This is a genomic window from Pinibacter aurantiacus, from assembly GCF_019130065.1.
Taxonomy (GTDB): Bacteria; Bacteroidota; Bacteroidia; order Chitinophagales; family Chitinophagaceae; genus Pinibacter; species Pinibacter aurantiacus.
The window spans coordinates 306,181-325,274 of the sequence record NZ_JAHSPG010000006.1 but is presented as its reverse complement, the minus strand read 5'-3'; the positions used below and the strand labels follow the sequence as shown (position 1 = coordinate 325,274).

Genomic DNA, 19,094 nt, shown 5'->3' with positions numbered 1-19,094 from the left:
TTCTACCCGATACATATTTTATCTCACATGTGTTTTAACCAATATTCTTTGTCGATTAATGCCCTACGGGCAATAATTCACATGACATTGGAATTCTATTGATATTGTTGCCCTACGGGCAAATTGGAACGCCTCTATCATTTAAATCCTTATTTGTTTCCTACTAGCGTCAACAAAAAAGACTTACCTCATGGTTCCATTGGACAGGACACCTGATTTCTTTCAGGCTTTCTGGCAAATATTTTTTAAAACACTAATCGCTCCCCCCTTTTCCCGTAGGAAAATAATATCAATAGAAATTCCCTGCATAAAACTTCATTGCCCGTCGGGCATAAATATGACTTATTACACGCGCTCCTTACTTCTCATTCAACAACGTCACCGGCCCCAGCAAACCTGCAGGTAACAAAGGTTTTCCTTCCAGCCTATATGGCGATTCCGTATTCGTAACTCTTTCTGCTTCCGGCAAAGAATGATCCCTGATCAATCTGTTGGCCCATGTATTTGTCACTGCAATTTCTAATTTATTTACGCCTGTTTTCAAAGCTTTTGTTATATCAACACGATATGGTGCTGTCCATGCCACACCGCAGTTTATGCCGTTTACTTTTATTTGCGCAATGTTGTTTACCGTTCCCACATCCAACCATATTCTGTTACCAACAGACAAAGCCTTCCAATTAAACGTTGTTGTATAAATGGCAGTGCCTGAATAATATTTCACACTATCATTGTTGATGGACGTCCAATCCGCAAGTGAGGTAAACACCTGTGGTTTCGCAGGACCGCCATAGGTTCTATCAAACACTACACTCCACGAGGTATTGATCGTAGAGAGTGTTGCAAACTCAGAGTGATTAAATCCTGTTGATGATTTTACTTTCCTGGTGGCCTCATTTTTTACGATCACAAACAAAGAGCCACTTCCTTCAAGATGCAATGGCAATAAGATTCTTCCGTTAATTACTTTCCAGTTTTTTGCGGCGAGCGTTCCGTTTGTCACGGCATCATATATTTCAGGAACACCGCCGGAAACCCTTAGTGATGCGTTCAGCGAAACAGCATTATCACTTTGATTGCTGATGAAATAAATATTTGTATTGCCGTCGACCCTATGTGTGTAGGCAATATTTTTTACTACTTTATTCTGGTCGTCTGCAAAAAAAACATCGCGTTGCAAACCGAAGTTTTCAAAGTCAGCTTTCATATAAGGCACTTGCCCAATTCGATCTTTACCAGAGTTGCGAATTTCCTCTATTATGCTTTTCAAAACTGCATCCTCTTTTGACGATGCCAGCCCGGGCAATTCCTTCAAACCATCGGGAAGCAAAATACTCGCACCTTGTTTTACCAACTGCAACAAATGTTTTGCAATTGCCAGACTCATTATTGTACCATCCGGCAACATCGGATGCTTCGAAGGAATAATCAACAAACCATAACTTGCGCCACCGGGCAAAACGATGCGGCCGTTCTTTACTTCTGCCATCAGCAACGCATCAGCATTGATACAATCATATGCGTAACCATTTAATGGATTCACCCAATCTTTAGGTTCCGCAATATTTGTGCTCCAAACACTGGCAGGCATTTCTTTAACAGGCACACCAATATTTTTCAAACGTGCCTCTTCTCTTTCAACAATGTCTTTTCCCATTACACCTGGTAATGTGTAAATAAGTCTTTCGGGCAAAACAGAACGTCTCGGAATTTCTGCTCCTGTGAACACTGCAACGTCAGCGACCGGCACACCGCGTTGTAATAACTTCTGACAACGTATCGCGTACTCAACCCATGCCGCTCCAGACTTCCACCATGTTTGATCGCGCTGAAAATATAATCCGACCGAATTAAGCGTCATACCAGGCTTTCTATCCAGCCAAGGATTGTGTGCAAACACGTGATATACGATGCGATTGATGCCCAAAGCATAATTGCGGTCGAGTATCGATTTAAGCATTGCAGGGTGTTCGTCCCATGCCATTCGCAATTCGGTAAACCCTTCTGCCTGGATAATTCTTTTACCATAAATATGTGCGGCAGAAATGGCGTCGAGCATATCGTTCGGCTTGTCATGCGTTGGACTTCTTAACCAGAATTCACCCATCGGTATGTCAACGTATTTATAATGCAACATACCATCACTCGTCATTGTTGGCGCTACACTTTCTGCCGTGAACAAGCAACCTTTTTCATGAGAAAGAGTGGCGAGTGTTGCATAAAATTTATCACCAATCAAATCAACAATCGTCTGTCTTACATCACGCAGAAAGCGCTCTGAGACATCTGCACTTTCAACCGGAACGCCTGTCATTACAAGCAAATACGGCATCATGTCATACCCGCGTCGCTTCGCAAATTCTTCCGCAAAGTTTGACGACCAATTCTGACTGCCACACTCCCAACTATCCACATGAAATAATTTCAGCACTTGCTGCGCTAATCCCTTGTCTGTATTTTTATATACTGCCCCGAACCAATTATCGAACTGCAACTTGATCGCATCTACATTAAACTTATCACACTCAAGTCCTTTGCCACCGCCGCCGGTCGCATTAGTGTGGCCGGTTGATGTATGTCCGATTCGCAAGATTGTCCATTTGCCCGCAGGCACTTTCCAATGCAAGCGACCACTGGCATCTACAAATTTTGAAAGATCGATTATTGAAGATTGTTGCACGCACAACGCTTCCGGAACTTGCTCTTGCGTTGTCGGCAAACTTATGCGCCACACCTCTCCTGATTTTCCTTCAAACTGGTTAATCTGAGGTTTACCAAATAGTTCAAGACCATTCAGCTTTAGCACCGGCTTCCATTTTGCAGCATCCAAATCTTCTGATCCCGGCTCTGTTCCTTCTTTGTCGTAAGAGAACCGAAAATACTTTGCAGTAACAGGTTCTATTACATGCGTAACCGGCGCATCTGTATCCTGCCAACCATGGCGCGGAGGTACGAGTTGTGTTACAAATTTGAAGTTCGTTCCATCATCACTCACTTCAATTTTTAAACGATGTGCCTGGTAGTTATTTCCACCGGTGGTAATCAAAATAGAACGGCAAGTGAACGGCTGTTGAAATGCATATTGTATCCAGCAAGGCTTGTCACTTTTCACGCCCTCTTTATTGCCTCGCTTTACCAGCAATTGTGCGTTGGCCCCTTCTATATTTGTTGTGACTACAGGCACTGTATTGCGTGTTGAAATATCGGCGCCGTCGGGCGTTGGGTAAGCCACAATTTTTATATCGCGATAATAATTCTCATTGATTTGCGGAGTTGGTACACTTGCATTAAAATCCTTATTGCCTTCTACCACTGTATCAATGCTTACAATTTTTTGCATGGACATCCCCGGCTTAATCCATGGCCCGCCGCCCAAAGCAAAACCGTCGCTATAATGCATGCCTATTTGCAATCCCAAACGCTTCGCTTCTTTAAAGGCGTAGTTTACCATTTGCCACCAGCGCGGAGAAAGTTGTATTGTTGGTGTATCTACCAAAGGTTTTTCACCGGGCGCTTGTATGGGCATTAAGTAAGCGCCACCAATGCCTGAGGCTTTCATTGCTTCCAGATCAGCGGTAATACCCTCTTTCGATACCGCGCCTTGCATCCAGTACCAAAACACCCAGGGCCGCGAAAAAGAAGTATCATTCTGCGCAAATAACTGCACCGACAAAAGTGTGATAATGATGTATAATAAAACTTTCTTCATTCGATGATTTATTTAGAAGGCAGATTTTCATGATTGTCATGATTGTCAAGATTTGATATTTGAAAGCGTTTATTTCGCTGCAACACCAAGACCTGACAGGTTTTTAAAACCTGTCAGGTCTTGTAAACCGCAACTTCTATTTCAACATCGAAAGTGTGTTATCAATTTCAAACATCAAATCTCAAAACAAAAAAATCATCACAAATCGTGACAATCATGAAAATCTGCGTTCCTTCTCTCTTATTTCGCAGCAATCTTCACTTCACTTTTCAACGTTCCGCTTGTTGTCTTCAAAACGATGTCGCCTTTTTTCTTACCCGCCTTCACAATTACTAAGCATCTTCCCTGCCACGCTTTGCGCTGAGGCTGCTGGCAACTTTCAACACTTTTCGGGTTCGCATTTCCGACGCCTACAATTGTTCCTCCCTTAATTGAAAACTTCAACAGATTTTCTGCGGTGGGGTTGCGTACACCTTTTGCATCTGCTAACTCAACTGTCACGTAACTCAAGTCTTGTCCATCTGCATCGATGATTTTTCTATCGGCCTGCATTTTAATTTGTGAAACGGCCCCGGCAGTTTCCAACTTCGTTTCTGCAATTTTCGATGAGCCATTATATCCAATAGCTTTAAGTGTTCCCTGCGTGTATGGAACATCCCATGTAGCGGTATAAGCACTGTCTTTACCGCTATATTTTCTGCCTAACGATTTACCGTTAAGAAAAAGCTCCACTTGTTCGGCAGCACTGTAAACATGCACTACCAAAAGCTTTCCTTCGCTACCCTTCCAGTTCCAGCTTGATTGCACATCATGCCAGTTCCACGTGCTCCACTTTTCTAATGCCGGATTTTTGTCAGAGAATGTTGGCACAGGCGGTGTGACAAAAATGGAAAGCGGCGTTCCGTTTTTCCATATTGCATCACGATAATAAGATTGCGGTCTTTTCCAACCACACACATCGATATCGCCACAATACGCAAGGTTCCATGGATAGAACCAGCCACGCTGCGGATAACCTAACCAGCCAATACTTGCCTCTCCAATGTAGTCATAAGCCGTCCATACAAAATCGCCGATCACCCATGGATATTTTTCAACAGCGTTCCAGTAATTCAATGCATCAATCGCGAAAGACTCTGACGCAAACATCACTCTGTTTGGCACACGTTGATGATCCGTTTCATATTTATCCAACGCATAGTTGTAGCCTGCAACATCCATTGTTGCGAACAAAGAATCTTTATCCGGTCCGACTCCATTAACACCGCAGGTTACAGGCCGTGTTGCATCCAGTGAATGAATGTGTTCTGTAAGCATTTTTGAAACTGCCGCTACTTCGGGCTTATCCCGGTTGGGTATCTCATTACCAGTGCTCCACATGATAACGGACGGATGATTCCTGTCGCGCTTCACCATGCTTTCAATATCGTTCTTCCATTCTTTATCAAAGAAGCGATGGTAATCCTCTGCATTTTTTTTCTCCCTCCACATATCAAACGCTTCTTCCAACACCAGCATGCCCAAACGGTCACACGCGCTTAGCAATGCAGGAGATGGTGGATTATGCGATGTTCTGATAGCATTGTAACCTGCAGCCCTCAATAGTTCTATCTTTCTTTCTTCAGCTCTGTCATATGCCGCAGCGCCAAGCGGGCCGTTATCGTGATGCATACAACCTCCTTTCAGCTTCATGGCTTTACCATTTAGCTGAAAACCATTTGTCGCGTCAAATGAAATGGTTCTTATGCCGAAGCCTGTTGTTTCTTCATTTAATAGTTCATCGTTGTGATATAACGATACAACGGCTTTATACAACACCGGACTTTCGACAGACCATAGTTTTGGTTGATCAACATTGAATTGTTGTTCTAGTTTCGCTTCGCCAGAACCTGCTATTTGTTGTGTTGAACTTTGCTGGGCTACCTCTTTATTTTGATTGTCGTATATTTTTGTAACTACCCGAATGTCTGTATTTTGCTTGCTTTCATTTTTCAAAACAGTGTTCAATTGCACGGAAGCTTTCGCATTTGATGCATTCAATGTTCTAATAAAAGTTTCCCAATGCGCAACATGAACAGGATCAAATGCCTGCAACCAAACATGCCTGTAAATCCCGGAACCGGAGTACCAACGGCTGTTTTCGCCTTCATTTTTCACACGTACAGCAATAACATTTATCGTATCGGGCTTGATTAAGTTTGTAATATCGAACCAAAAGGATGTATAACCATAAGGATGATTGCCCAGTCGTTTGCCATTTAGCCAAACGTCTGCATTCATATAAACACCGTCAAATTGAATGATCGTTTGCTGTTCTTTTTTTGTCTTGGCAACAAAGAACTTTTTCCTGTACCATGCAGTGCCACCTGTTGTAAAACCACCGCTCACCTGGCTTATTGCATATGGACTAAAAGGAGAATTGGTACCCGGTAGATCTTCAATGCTCCAATCATGTGGCAGATTTACTTTTCGCCAATCATTGTCTTTGTAGTCGGGCTTTTCGCCACCCAATGCCCCGCCGCGCCAAAACAACCAGTCGTCATCAAACAACATTGCGCCGCTTGAAGTCGTTTGTGCAAAAGCATTTGCCGCACCAATGATCGAAATAAAAAGAAGTAAGTATAACCTGATTTTCATGATCACTTTGTTTGTATCAATGTCAATGCCTGATCTAATGAATATGTTTTTCCTTTCACTGTTTTAAACGCTACGGTTCTATCACCACATTTTACAATGCAATTACTTCCTGCATTTGAGGTAATATCGGCACGCATAAGTTTTCCTTTTTCCCATTGCATATTTATGGTAAAATTTCCTCTTGCACAAATGCCTTTCACAACACCGCCTGGAAGCGTAGAAGGCAATGCCGGCAAAAGTTCTACATAGCCCATGTGGCTCTGCACCAACATTTCAGCGACACCAGCAGCACCACCAAAATTTCCATCGATCTGAAACGGCGGATGCGCATCGAACAGGTTTGGATAAACACCGCCGCTTTCACTTCCTTTGCCCGCCGTAGCATCTGATAATAATTTCTGCAACATCTTCATGGCATGATCACCGTCCTTAAATCTAGCCCACAAATTCACCTTCCATGCAATGCTCCATCCTGTACCATCATCACCGCGATACAACAATGATTGTCTCGCAGCTTTCATCATTTTCTCATTGTTCCATGTAATGTCCTTTCCGGGATAGACGCCCCACAAATGCGAGACGTGACGATGCGTGTCACTTGAATCATCTTTATCCTGCAACCACTCCTGCAACTGCCCGTACTTGCCGATTTGATTAGGTGCAATGCTATCATATTTTTGCAGTAACTTTTTTCTGAACGATTCATCGACGCCCAATGCTTTGGCAGCCTCTATTGTATTGCTGAAAAGTTCACGAATAATTTGATGATCCATTGTCGGCCCTGCAACCAATCCGCCATGTTCCGGGGAATTGGAAGGAGTGCTGATCAGCCAACCTGTTGATTCATCTTTAACCAAAAAATGCACAAAGAAATCGGCGGCAGCTTTCATCACAGGATAAGCTTCGTTTTGAAGAAAAGTTTTATCCCGCGTAAATAAATAATGCTCCCAAAGATGACTGGAGAGCCATGCGCCACCAGTTACCCAAATACCGTGATTGCTGGCGTTGATTGGAGCAGTTCCCCGCCACTGATCTGTATTGTGATGCAGTACAAAACCCGGTGCATTGTAATACTCCTTTGCTGTTTCCTTTCCTGCTTCTGCAACTTCTTTTATTAACTTAAATAAAGGCGGTGTACAAGCCGATAAGTTCAAAGATTCCGATGGCCAGTAATTCATCTGCAGGTTTATATTGGTCGTGTATTTACTCCCCCATGGTGGCGTGAGCAAATCGTTCCAGATGCCCTGCAGATTTGCAGCATTCGTTCCCTGCCTCGAAGATGACAACATCAAATACCTTGCATATTGCACATACAGTGTTAGCAAAGCAGGATCATTTGTTATCGAAAACTGTTTGATCCTTTCATCTGTTGGCAATCCGGAATTTGCTATACCCCCATTCAGCTGAAGAGAAAATTTATCAAAGTATTTTTTGTAGTCTGCAATGTGTGCCGCTTTTACTTTCTCATAAATCAACTTCTTAACTGCAGCGAGTTTCGCTTTGCAAATGGCATTTGCGTCTGCGGAAACATCACGATAGTTTTTGAAATTAGTTGCAGCGATCATGTATAATGTCGCCTCATCGCTGTTGCTGATTTGAAGCGCCTTGTCCGCTACCTCCACTCTGCCATTTTTGTTATCGACGTACAAATAAGCAGTAGCCTTCATCGCGCCATTTTTTACCGCAACATCCAGTGCCAATGTATGATCATCAATTTTCCGAATCGAATAATTCTTGTGAACGGTAGTAAATGTCGCTTTATAGTTCACGTTGCCCTTTCCTGAAGCCTTTAAATGAACAGCAATGACATTGTCCGGATAATTGGCGAGATATTCTTTTGTATAAGTAACATTGCCACTTTTGTAGGCAACCGTTGACACCGCATTCGATATATCAAGTGTCCTGCGATATTCACTTATGTCTGCAACTTGTGAACTTAATTGTAATTCACCAAAAGGCTGATAGTCGGCCTGGTACCTTGGCATTGCGGGTGCATCATCATTCTGTATCCAATACTCCCATACAGTCTTGAGTTTCACACTCTCTTTGCCATTTCTTTCTTTTGGATAAATAGCAAATATTTCGCGATCGCCTTTGGTTCCCGCAAAGCCTCCTTTGTCAAAATAGTTGATGACCTGCACTTCGATTTCGTTGATTCCTTTCTTCAGAAGGTTGGCAGGAATGCTATACAATCTATTGGTCGTGATATCTTCCGTACTTCCGATTTGTTTACCATTGATATAGGTAATATCAAGATCCCGAATCTTGCCTAAACTAATCAGCAGTTCTTTACCTTGCCAATCATCGGGCAATGCAAAAGTTGTTTTAAACCAAACCGCTCCGTCTAACCCTTCGAGGCCCGCCGTTTCCCAACCGTTCAGTGTGGGTAACTGCATGCTTTCCCATTGCGCATTGTTCCATTGAGGAGAGCTGATAATCACATCGCCTTTTACTTTTTGCAGCCATTCTTTTCTCCTCGTTTCATACCCTTTTTCATTGCTTCTCAAACCCATAAAATGTTCCTGCGCCAGCTCTTCGGCTTCCTTTTGTTTACCTTCTGCCAATAACTTCCTAATAGGTTCCAAGTATTGATACGCTCCTTTGCGGTTATAATCTCTCGGACCATCACTCCACAAAGTCGATTCGTTAAACTGAATTCTGTCTTCCCCCACACCTCCGTAAATCATCGCACCCAAATGCCCGTTGCCAATTGGCAAAGCCTCTGTCCATTTCTCCGCCGGCTTGTTGTACCACAATTGCAGATCATTGTTTTGTGATTTTGATGTTACACAAAACAATGTTGTAAAAATGGGCAGCATTAAAAATTTCATTCTCGGCATTTAGTCTAGTGTTAAAGTGAAAGCATGAGAGGCTTTTTAATTTCTATTTTTTACTTTTGATTAACACTACTCCACTTTAATATTTTTTACGTCCTCCGATAAAATCGCTTTCACATTCTTGAAGTTGTTGTCCTTGATCACAATCTCTGAAGAATCAACATTGCTTATTTGTAAGAAAACATCTGTCCCCTTAACAGGATTGCAACCGTGAACAAATGCATCAGTCATGCTTTTCATTGTGATCAAAGGTTTACCCGCAGTAGGTTGTAAAGTCTTAACGCCGTCTAACTCAATGCCTGCAGTGTTCTCAACTGAAAAAGAAACACTCTTTTTTGCAGTAATGGCAACCTGGTGAAATTCTATGTTCTTCGCATTTCTAATCGTAACGCCCGTTTGCATATTCATGCGCACATCATGGAACGTCACATTCTCTACTGGCATTTCCTCTATGCCATCGATCAATATTGCTTCATTTCCGTCAGCGGTGATATTGCTAAAATGACAATTTCTAAAGATGGGCGTTTTTTCCGTAACCGGCTGTGGCGCGGTCTTTGTGTATTGCATATCAAATACGATAGCCTGCTGGCGGATGTTCTTCATGATGATATTGTCAACGCGAATATCTTCTACAACGCCTCCGCGACCTCTTGCCGTTTTAATGCGTATACCTCTGTCTGTTCCATCAAAAATGCAATTGGAAATAGCAATCTTTTTTACACTGCCCGACATCTCACTTCCAATCACCACACCACCATGACCCGAAAGCATCGTGCAGTTTGTGATCGTATAATTTTCCGCAGGTACGTTCATCTTTCTTCCTGCACTATCCTTACCTGATTTGATGGTGATGCAATCATCACCAACACTTATGTGGCAATTGGAAATATGCACATAGCGGCAAGACTCAGGATTAATGCCATCCGTATTCGGTGATACAGGATTCTGTATTGTAACGCCAGTTACTGTTACGTTTTCGCAAAACTCAGGGTTCACTGTCCAGAATGGGGAATTGTGAATGGTGATTCCTTCTATCAAAACATTCTTGCAATACATCGGCTGTATGAATGGCGGACGAAGAAAGCCACGCTGAATCATGTCTGGCACTTCAGGCATAACTACATTTTTGTTGTTTGAAGCAAATGTATCCTGCCACTTGCTGCGCGGCGTTGTTTTATCGTACAATTTATGGTGAAAATCCCACCATTTTTTTCCATGACCATCAATAATGCCGCGACCACGAATGGTAATATTCTCGGCTTTGTAAGCGTAGAACAATGGAGAAAAATTTTGCACGTCGGTTCCTTCCCAACGTGACTCTACCATTGGAAGATAATTATCAAAGTCGTCGCTGAAATGCAATTCCGCACCAGCGTCGATAAATATTGTTATGTTACTCTTTAAATGGATTGGCCCTGTGAGGTATTTACCGGCTGGAAAATAAATCGTACCGCCTCCGGCTTTAGATGCTGCATCGATAGCGCTTTTGATGGCCTGCGTGCAGAGTTTGCTACTGTCACGTTTTGCGCCATAATTAAGCACATTGTAGTATTGCTGTGCATGTAACGCACTTGCTGAAAAGCATAGAATGATGCTCGCTAAAAATATTTGGAATAACTTTTTCAAAAGGCAGTCGTTTTTTTAAGATTCAATTTTAATGCGATTGACTTTGTAAAATACGTTAAAGATCAACCGTAACATGTGTCAATTTCTTGCCGTGATAAACTTCTTTGTTATCAACATAAATACGAAATCCTTTTCCCTTGCCATACTTCTTCCCGTTCTTATCCCACAAGATGCAAACTTGTTTGCCATGATACGAAATATTCTCAAGGCAGAACCAATCCCACTCGCCAGCAGGCAACAATGGGTTAACATCTATCTTATTGTCTGTGCGAGGTTTGAACCCAACTAAATCATTGATCACAAGATCGCAAAACCCGGAGTGATTGTAATATCTGCTGCGCGGGTTGTTTCCTTTTAGCCACGCTCCGGTTTTTTCATCCTGGTATTCGCCAATATAAATCACACCATCCATTTGATGCGAGCTTGCATAAGTGTGAAATGCGTTGTAAAAGACCTGTGGAGTCATCCCTCCCTTGTGTTTATAATCCGTCAACAAATGAGATAATCCTTTCAATGTTTGCGTGGATGCAAACGGCCAGATCGCTCCGTCCCACTCGCATTTACCTACGCCATGAGTACGGAATGCGGGATGTCTTCTCTCCGCAGTTGTTAAACCCCAGGGAGCCATAAAGCCTGCTGTGTCTATGATCTGCGACCATGCTTTGGCGAACTTATCATTGTCACTTGGCAAATTAAAATACCACGGTGTGAAGCCTATGGCCTCTCTTGCGTTGGCCAAAGTATCCCCCTTCTCCATTCCTGTTTCAAAGAATGCATCCTTTTCGTTCCACAATCTGTTTTCTACACCGTTTTTAATTTCTGTCGCTTTGCTGGTATAACGACCTTTAATCGAATCAATTCCAGTCAACGTCGCCATCTCTGCCATCGCCACCGCGTTGCCATACATGTAACTATTAATAGACGGTCTTCTGTTCCTGAATTTGCGCGACCCACTAATCGATTCTTCCATCGCGTCCTTCACGTCATACTGCCAAAATAAACCATCAGGAAATCTTCTTTCCTCCTCCCACAACTTATAGTCAGCGTCCATCGCAGGCATTACGGATTTCACATAGTTCAAATCATTGTTAACAAGATAAAAATTATACACCGCATCTTCTACCCAACCACTGAAACGATGCATGAACTGTTTCTTCTCTTTACTGTCAACAAAGAACCAAAAGTTCAAATATTGCTGTATATACTTGGGATCGTGCAACCAACGACCTTCATACACCTGGTGCCCAAGCGCACTGCTGATGGCGTTATACTTGCCTGCATGCGAAACAGGAATGATGAATTCCGTAAAAACAAAACCATCCGGTGTTTGCTTTAAATGTTTGCGAAACGTCCACCAGCGGTAATTGTATACTGTTTGTATAGTACTGTCGGGGCATTCAAACAACGGGGTATTCTGCACTATCCAATCGTATGCTTTATCATTCGGCACATAGTTCTGTACATCTCCAGAATCAATCGAGTTGAAGTACACAACATCATTCTTCAATTTATCTGTTTTGATAAATGAAGGCTTGTAATCCTGCGCAATCAATGACTGCATGGAAAACAATACGATCGCAAATGTGATACTAATATTCTTCATCTTATATTTTTAGCAAAAAGCAAATTTTTATCGCGCTCGCTGTACAGACAAGGCATTGCCTTGTCTCTACTTTTCGAACAACCAATCAACATCCTCATTCTCTCCCGTTATGCCAACGCCTGCATTGTAACGCGGCACATCTGTCGAACCATCAATGAAGCCCAACACAAGACATGCACCTTTTGACAGCTTCAAGGTATTGGTTCCTGCAGGAAATGAAAATGTATGAATGTTCAACAATGGAAACCCTGCCACGGATAAGGCATTCGCCAGTTTAATATCCGCCTGCCCAAGATCATTTGCGGTCGCATCCGTTTCAAGATCAGACGGAGCAAGATAATTCGCTTTGTCTTTTATTTTGAAAAAGCCAACCACAACTTTCACCGCCTTGTCACTCTTGAATGTCACCTCTGTACCTGATTTTTTTTGCTCTGTCCTTGAGAAACGAATACCTTTCAAATCCTTTATTTCAGGAGCATAACCTGTAATTGCAGATGCTGTATCACTAAAAACGGAAGCTCCACTTCCAACAACATATTCACCTTCAACCTTACTCAACAACTTAACAGGAGCATTCTTCAATATTACAGGTTGTGTTTTAATTTTTACGGCCTGACTTGAAGTCTTCAACGAGTCAATATTCTTTTTCAAATAATTATACTCCTGCTGGTAAACAGGTAAACACTCCTTCCATGTTTTGAAAGTGCCATCCACACCGCGAATCGGAATTTTGCGTTGAGAAGTCTGCATGCTGTTTGCATACAAGTAGGTATCGTTTGTAAGATTCGTCAACTCTTCATAAGCATCTACACTTTTTTTCAAATGATCCAAGGCTGTTTCCAGGTCAGCATTATCCTTTGAGTACTTGTAACGCAATACAGACAAGGCCGCAATTGCTTTCTCCGAATACGATCTCGCCAATGCATCATAACAATAAACGTCGTTTCTCAGCCGTTCAAACTCTGCCTTGTCTTTCGTTACAGACGATGCCGCTTTGTCAATGGCTTCTTTTGCCTTTCTTCCATGTTCAACCACTTCACCGGCAATTTGCACTGGCGTTTCACCAACATGAGGTTGATGCTTCCATTCCCTGTCCGCATACTCGATCAGCATTTCGCCTTCAGGGCTTTCTGAAGTATACAACAATGTAAACAAGCCAAACCTGTTGGGATTGATCAACTGCGGCATCAACATGCCGAGTGTCAATGTTTGTCGATTGCCGTCTGTAATACCAAAACGTCTGAGCAGCTTTGGCGCTATTTCTCCGGCCTGTTCGTAAGCCTCCAGTATATTTTTCCCCTGTAACAAATCACAACCATATTTGTCACCCAACTCACCGCCCCAATAATTGATCTCACCTCCTCTATCCCGATGGCAGTTCCACGCATAGCGCGACCATGTTTTGTACCATATCCAATCACGTTCAATTTGCAGCAAGCGCGGAGAACTTTTATCAGCAGTGTAAGGCCAGTCCCAATAAGAGGCTTCAGGATACAAGTGCAAGCCATTTGCTTCGTAAACATTGTGCATTGCCTGCACACATTTTTGAATAAAATCGGCAGAACCATAACGGAACGGTTCAAGATTCGCCATGATGTGTACATTTTCTATATGCACGGTTCCAATGCGACTCAGTGTGCGATGCAATTCGGCCCAGGAACCACGTGGAGTGTATGTCGTAAGCGCTTCGCCATTGTACTTCGCCATCGTGTACAAATTTTTATACAAGGGCAATGCATACTTCATTACAGATGGAGCATCGGAATCATGTGCTCGTAAAACGATTGGTGGTTGCCTATTTGAGCCAAGCGCCTTTAAACCATCCTGCACTCCGGGAATAATTGTTTTAGTGAACCAGTCGATATCATCCTGGCCAACTCCTTCCATCGCTTCTCCCAGCGTAACAAGCAAGCCAACATTTGGATATTTCTCTACAAATGCAGCAATTGATTTTCTTGTATAATCTGCGATGATCGGAATGATCGGCCTGTTCCTGTCCTGCGTTTTTAAATTATTTCTCTCTGCGAAAGGTTTCGAAACGATAATGTTGTAAAATGATTGAATCACCCAAATACCACGTTTATCAGCCTCTTCAGTGAGGAACGTGAACATCTCTTCGTTCTTCTTAAAAGTAGCATCGTCCACTTCTACTGCGTAAGGATAATCTTTCAGTTTAACTAAAGAAGCAAACGGATGACCGTTCCACAAATACAGTGAATTCAATCTGTATGAAACAAGTGAATCGAGATATTGCAGCCACAATTTTTTATCGTAGAACCAGGGGAAAGTTTCTTCGGTATATGGATACTCATATACATTGCGGCCAGGCAGATAGGCAGGCTTTTGCAAACCCACACAAGCGCCACGCAGCACCATTTCCGGCTGATCAGTAACGTTCAACTTTTCGGGAACCTTATTGTTTTTTTTTATGCTGTCCGTCAGTGCCAGCGATCCATACAAAACACCGCTTTCATCTGCGCCCGCAACGAGGATTTTACTAGAAGAAATTTGTTTTATTACGAAGCCTTCTTTACCCGGCTGCTTTTCGATGGCAATTTTATTCTGTGCAATTTCATTCCTGCAAATATCATCATCCAACTTTCCAATAACTATCGTTACACTTTTTGCAGCGGACTTTCCACCCACAATTGTTTTCGCAACATACCCGGATTGATATAACGCATCGGAAATTTTTCCTGCACCGAATTGCGCACGTTTGGATGCATTTGCAGAAAGGAGGAGATTGATTTCTTTGTCTGCCTTTTTATTCTGTGCATTGGCAGCAATATTCATCATGCAAAACACGATGACAAACAAAAACAAACTAGTTCTATTCTTCAATACAGGAAGCATTCGTAAATAATTGCAGGTTAATAGCTTACAAATTTATTCGAGTGAGCACTTGTAAAAAATGCCTTTTTCACGTCTTGGGATGGACTTTTTTACAATTTGAAAATTTGGGAATTTGAAAATTTGAAAATGGAGCCCTGTTCGATAGCCAAAATAGAAACAGAGCATCTTGCACTGAATGAATTTTCAAATCTTCAAATCTTCAAATTTTCAAATTCATTGCACTTCCAACGCATCCACCATCAACCCACCCTCATCCACCGGAGAAAGAATAATCCTATAGGTTCCGGCATTGATGAATGTTCCGGTTGAACTGTCTGCTACGCCCCATTTTCCTTCCCGAACGGGAAACTCAACAATCGTGTCGGTTATCAACAAGCCATCGGTTGCTTCCAGTTTCATTCGCATCATGATTTTTTTGCTGGTCGTGTTGAGGTATTTGAAATGCAACGAATATACGTCCGCAACGCCCGTGTAAATATTCCATGCAATGGAGCCTTGAACGCCATTATCAAATTGCACATATTGCTTGCCATACAATTCATCCTTCGCCACTTGCAGACCGATTAATGTAGCCTTCTCTGTTTCGTATTTGGTTGTTGGCTTCAGATCATATGCTCCTTCCATATTGGATGCAGGATTTACAAAAACGGGGTAATTATTTCCTACCTCAATCACGGTGTTTTTGGCCACACGCTTGTGTTTCAGCGAAAATTCTCTACCACCATTTTCATCCGTTACTATTTTTTTCTGAGCATCATTAAAACCTTTTAACCACGCGGGCAACTCTCTTATAGTGTCGGCAACTGCCACATACACGTCGGCAGCTTCGCTTGTCGTAAAGCTTGCCAATACATTGTTTCCGGATTGCTTTCCGAATGAAACCTTCAACCATTCTGCACCATACAATTCAGGAGGCAATGCTGTAAATAAAATGTCTTTATCAGCATACACTTTGTCGCCTGCATTGAGCCAGGAGCCGGTTTCCCAATTACCTGCAGCTGCAGTTTTTTTGAACTCGCCAATTAAAGGAGATGATGCGGGCGCAGGCTTAGCAATTTTACTTTTCGTCGCAATTGCAATTGCATTTATGATTGCTTCTCCGGCCTTAACATCAGGAAACGAAATTTTAATCCTGCCATTGGTCACATGCACGTTGAAGGCTTTCTTTATCGCTTTTGCAAAACCAGCTTCTTTAAAAATATCGAAATCATGCAAGACATCTTTATCATTGATCGATACGTCAAACATCCGCCAGCCTTTGCAATTCAATGAACCACCCGCGCCGTACCACGGTTCTGCAAAAAACAACTCTACCAGATAGTCACCATTGGCAACCGGAAAATCATATTGCAACTTATCCATGCCATAACGGAAGCTTTGAAACAATGCATCATCACTAGTATTGGCGATTGGTTCATTGGTTGTGCGCTGACTTGCATAAAATGGAGAAATGCCCGGAAAATCTTTTGTCCATGAAATTGAGCCCCAATCTGAAGTCAATTTTTGATCAACATCTGCATGCCACAGATTTCCATTCACATCTTTGTATTCACCACCAGCACAGTTAACGCGATACAAATAATTATAACCCGCTGCTCCTTTTGTAATAGCGGTTTCAACCGCTGCAGTTTTCTGTTTCGCCTGTGGCAAATGGTGTAACACAATCATATCATGTGCTACCGCCTTACCACCTACTCGAGCTTCAGCATACAGCACACTGTACTGCACATTCACCTGGTTCCACTCAAAGTGAGTACCGATGCCGTTTCGTTTTCTTTTGCCAAGTGAAATAGTTTTGTCCGCATCATTAAACAACTCCACTTCATCGCAATTGGAATACACTATTATGCCATCTTTCAAACCGGGCTTGATCCATCTGTCAGGCCAGGTGTGTGATACAATGTAAACCATCGGTTCTTTGTTCTTATCTGCATAGTTTGAGCGGTACATGTAAAATGCGTCCGTCGGCTCTCCCCATGCTGTCAACAAACCTTTGTAATTCACCGGACCAATTCTGTCCAATTCTCGCAAACCCTCTCCTCCCTGTGATCTGCCGGGATTTTCGTGCGAAGCAAACAGCCAGTGAAAATGTCCGCATACGGAATCTTTCACAGACTCAGCCAATTTCACTTTCAACTCCATCAACTCCGTCATTTTTTCTTCGCTGTTAATCTTTTGCTGTGCTGCATTTTCTGCATGTAAGCCAAGACTTCTCCATCCGCCGTATTCTCCTACGAGCAGTTGTTTCTTTAAATCATCTCCGTATGTGTTCGGGTCTCCACCATAAGTACCTGTCCAGTTTTGCGGCACATTCCAATCCGTTCCTTCACCGCCATTGCAGGTTGTTATCATTCTCTGATTGGTTGCCGTTGGATCAAGCCCGCGGATAATATCGGAGCACTCTTTAGCAAAGTCAGCGGGCATTACACTCTCATTTTGCAGCCCCCACAATATTGCTGATGGACTGTTTCGTCTTTCTTTTATCCATTCCCTCAATAGCGTTTTGAAGTTTTCGCGAAACTCAGGTGAATCAAACCAAACGTGCGCAGAAAACTGCGGCCACCACAATATGCCGTCATGATCCCAGTATTTTTGATACAACAAATTATGCGGTTGATGTGCATCACGAAAAGCGTTAAAACCTGCACTCTCAATCTGCCTAACTCTTGCTTTTATCTGCGCTTCGCTAAATGCGTGACTCTTGCCCATCATGTGCTCGTATTCGCAAGTGCCATTGATGAACACTGGCTTTCCATTTAACAAAAACTGCTTCGATCCGTCGTTCCTGTTTTGCGGCCAGCTGATCCAGCGAATGCCATAAGCAGTAGCGTCCCGGTCGCAAACCTTCCCTTTTTCTTCAATTGTTGTTTGTAATTTATAGAGATAAGGATTTTCAAGAGACCATAAATGAGGATTGGCAATAGTCTTTGTCTGCTGCGAAATTGTTTTTAACTCACCGGCAATCAATGTTACATTTTCCCTGCACACATCAACCACCTTGTTAGATGCATCAAACAACGTATTAACTACTGTTATCTTTTTTGATTGGGCTCCATAGTTTTTAACTTCTGTTTCCAAATGCAACTCCGCACTAGCACTTGATATCTTGTTATCGTTCCACACATGCACGCCGAATGGCTCAATGCGCACTTCACCGGTGGTGATCAAATGAACCGGCCGGAAAATACCAAGCGGCTGTGAACCTTCTGAGAAGCCGCGATCATCGGAGCAACCGCCGCAGACCCAGGGCAAATCGTTGATCATAGCTGGATGCGCAGCTTTCACGATCAATACATTTTCCTTGTCAATCGCATTTGTGATATCCAGGGTAAAGGTCGTTCTACCACCCGCATGTTGCCCAATCTGCTTTCCATTCAGCCAGATTGTAGCGTACGAACCTACCCCTTCAAACCAGAGAAAGTAGCGCTTTGTTTTATCAATATTTTTAAAGGAAAAGGATCTGCGGTACCAGGCCGTTCCGTGCCTATTGCCATGCTTCAGTCGCCTGTAACCATCATACTGATCCCAGTTGTGCGGAATATTTACATTTTGCCAGTCTTTTACATTGAAAGCTGTTGTCACCACGTTGTCGGAAGTATCCATCTTTGTGTACCACCCTTCGTTCAAGGATTCATCTTTCCGCCCCCCTTGTGCGAACATCTTCACACAAGAAAAAATGAACAGCAGACAAAAGGCAATCCGTTTAAGTTTGAGCATAATCGTTAATGGATATTTAAACATGGCTACAGCACAATGAGCGATAAAGTACATTTTCTCACAAAACCAGCCAGCGCATTAAAAATAGGAAACTGTCGCAACCCAACAATAA

General features: G+C 42.7%; 7 protein-coding genes. All 7 read right to left on the bottom strand.

All coding sequences use genetic code 11. The annotated features are described in order from the left end of the window. Positions 1 to 358: 358 nt before the first annotated feature. Complete coding sequence (locus KTO63_RS10765) at positions 359 to 3,709, bottom strand: glycosyl hydrolase (protein ID WP_217791285.1); 3,351 nt, start codon at positions 3,707 to 3,709, stop codon at positions 359 to 361. Positions 3,710 to 3,949: 240 nt separating this feature from the next. Beyond that, positions 3,950 to 6,346, bottom strand: coding sequence for a glycoside hydrolase family 2 TIM barrel-domain containing protein (locus KTO63_RS10760; protein ID WP_232373120.1), 2,397 nt, complete (start codon positions 6,344 to 6,346; stop codon positions 3,950 to 3,952). 2 nt (positions 6,347 to 6,348) lie between these two features. Next, positions 6,349 to 9,177: a glycoside hydrolase family 95 protein gene (locus tag KTO63_RS10755; RefSeq protein WP_217791284.1), complete on the bottom strand. Its 2,829-nt coding sequence runs from the start codon at positions 9,175 to 9,177 to the stop codon at positions 6,349 to 6,351. A 75-nt stretch (positions 9,178 to 9,252) separates the two neighbouring features. Continuing rightward, positions 9,253 to 10,809 carry a glycoside hydrolase family 28 protein gene (locus KTO63_RS10750; protein WP_217791283.1) on the bottom strand — a complete coding sequence of 519 codons (1,557 nt, stop codon included), beginning with the start codon at positions 10,807 to 10,809 and terminating at the stop codon, positions 9,253 to 9,255. Between the two features lie 55 nt (positions 10,810 to 10,864). After that, positions 10,865 to 12,412 carry an MGH1-like glycoside hydrolase domain-containing protein gene (locus tag KTO63_RS10745; protein WP_217791282.1) on the bottom strand — a complete coding sequence of 516 codons (1,548 nt, stop codon included), beginning with the start codon at positions 12,410 to 12,412 and terminating at the stop codon, positions 10,865 to 10,867. Between the two features lie 66 nt (positions 12,413 to 12,478). After that, positions 12,479 to 15,208: an alpha-d-galacturonidase gene (locus KTO63_RS10740; protein ID WP_232373119.1), complete on the bottom strand. Its 2,730-nt coding sequence runs from the start codon at positions 15,206 to 15,208 to the stop codon at positions 12,479 to 12,481. Positions 15,209 to 15,478: 270 nt separating this feature from the next. Beyond that, positions 15,479 to 18,982 carry a malectin domain-containing carbohydrate-binding protein gene (locus tag KTO63_RS10735; RefSeq protein WP_217791280.1) on the bottom strand — a complete coding sequence of 1,168 codons (3,504 nt, stop codon included), beginning with the start codon at positions 18,980 to 18,982 and terminating at the stop codon, positions 15,479 to 15,481. Between the last annotated feature and the right edge of the window lie 112 nt (positions 18,983 to 19,094).